This is a genomic window from Delftia sp. ZNC0008, assembly GCF_000799035.1.
GTDB classification, from domain to species: Bacteria; Pseudomonadota; Gammaproteobacteria; order Burkholderiales; family Burkholderiaceae_C; genus Comamonas; species Comamonas tsuruhatensis.
On the sequence record NZ_JTKZ01000705.1, the window covers coordinates 1 to 1,371 of the forward strand.

General features: G+C 71.5%; 2 protein-coding genes. Both read right to left on the reverse strand.

Annotation, left to right across the window (positions count from 1 at the left end; all coding sequences use genetic code 11):
- Positions 1 to 20: 20 nt before the first annotated feature.
- Positions 21 to 1,124 (reverse strand): isopenicillin N synthase family dioxygenase, encoded by a 1,104-nt coding sequence (locus L995_RS22930; protein WP_043790067.1) that lies wholly within the window; start codon positions 1,122 to 1,124, stop codon positions 21 to 23.
- Between the two features lie 35 nt (positions 1,125 to 1,159).
- On the reverse strand, positions 1,160 to 1,371 hold a 212-nt coding region (locus tag L995_RS22935), incomplete at its 5' end, for a PLP-dependent transferase (RefSeq protein ID WP_197065180.1).

Below are 1,371 nucleotides of genomic sequence, written 5' to 3' on the forward strand. Positions count from 1 at the left end.
CCGCGTAGTCCTTTCAAGAATCAATAGGCACCAGGGTGCAGCTCACGGCCGGCCGCGCGGGCCTGGGCCTGCAGGCGGGCGAAATGCTCGGGATAGAAGCGCTGGGCCACATCCAGGTGGGAGCGCACGCGGCCCTTGAGCGCGTTCTCGCCCACATGGCTGAACAGCGGGTTGTCCGGATCGCTCTGCGGCCCCGTGGCCAGCACGGCCAGCTCGGGCGGCAGGGTCAGCAGCGGCACCTGGCCCAGGTCCAGGCGCGGCGCCAGGAAGTAGGCGATGGAGTAGCGCTGCACGCCCGCGCGCGGCACCAGCACGCGATGCACGTTGGCGCGCAGATAGCCGTTGGTGGCCAGCTCCAGCATCTCGCCGATGTTGATGACGAAGGCCCCGTCGCGCGGCGGCACATCGACCCAGCCGGCCGGCGTCTCCACCTGCAGCCCGCCCACCTCGTCCTGCAGCAGCAGGGTCAGCAGGCCGCCGTCCTTGTGTGCGCCCACGCCCTGGCCTGCTGCGCCCAGCTCGCTGCCCGGGTAGTGGATGATCTTGATGCGGTGCGCAGGCAGGCCGCTGACCAGGGCGTCCAACGCGCCCTCGGGCAGCTGCAGCGCGGCCACGAAGTGGCGCAGCAGCTCCAGCGCCACGCCATGCGCTGCCGCCTGCCAGGCCAGCACCTCCTCGCGGAACCCGGGCAGGGCCTGCGGCCACTGGTTGGGGCCTTGCAGCCCCTTCCAGTCCGGCACGCCGGGGCCTGCGGGAATCTCGGGCGACTCCTCGCCCAGGTCGATCTGCTCGCGCTGGTCGGGCCGCTGGCGCGTGATCTCCATGCCCACGGCCGTATAGCCCCGGAAGTGCCGCGTGTTGGCAATGGCCAGCGCCTGCTTGTCCGCCAGCGGCAGCGCAAAGAATTCGCGCGCGCGCCGCTGTATGCCCTGCCATGCGTCCCGGCCTATGCCGTGCCCTTCCAGGTAGAAGAAGCCGGTGTCGCGTGCCGTGCGCGCCAGCTGGCGCAGCGCCTGGGCCTGCGTGGCCGGGTCGCGCAGGGCCTGCAGGTCGATGACGGGCAGGGCCGGGGTTGCCGCCGTGGCGGCGGGCGCTTCGAGGGTGGATGCTGTCAAGGTGCTCATGCTGTGCTGCCAGGGAAGTGGGAAGGAAGGGGCGCTCAGGCCGCCAGGCGCTGATCGCGGTCTTGCTCGTGGTCTTGTTCGCGGTCTTGTCCGCGTTCGGCAGCCAACACCGCATGGCCCTGCGCCTGCTCCAGCGCCTGCTCCAGGTCGGCCAGCAGGTCCTGCGGGTGCTCTATGCCGATGGACAGGCGCACCAGCCCGGGCGCAATGCCCACGCGCGCCAGCTCCTCGTCGCTGAGCAACGCGG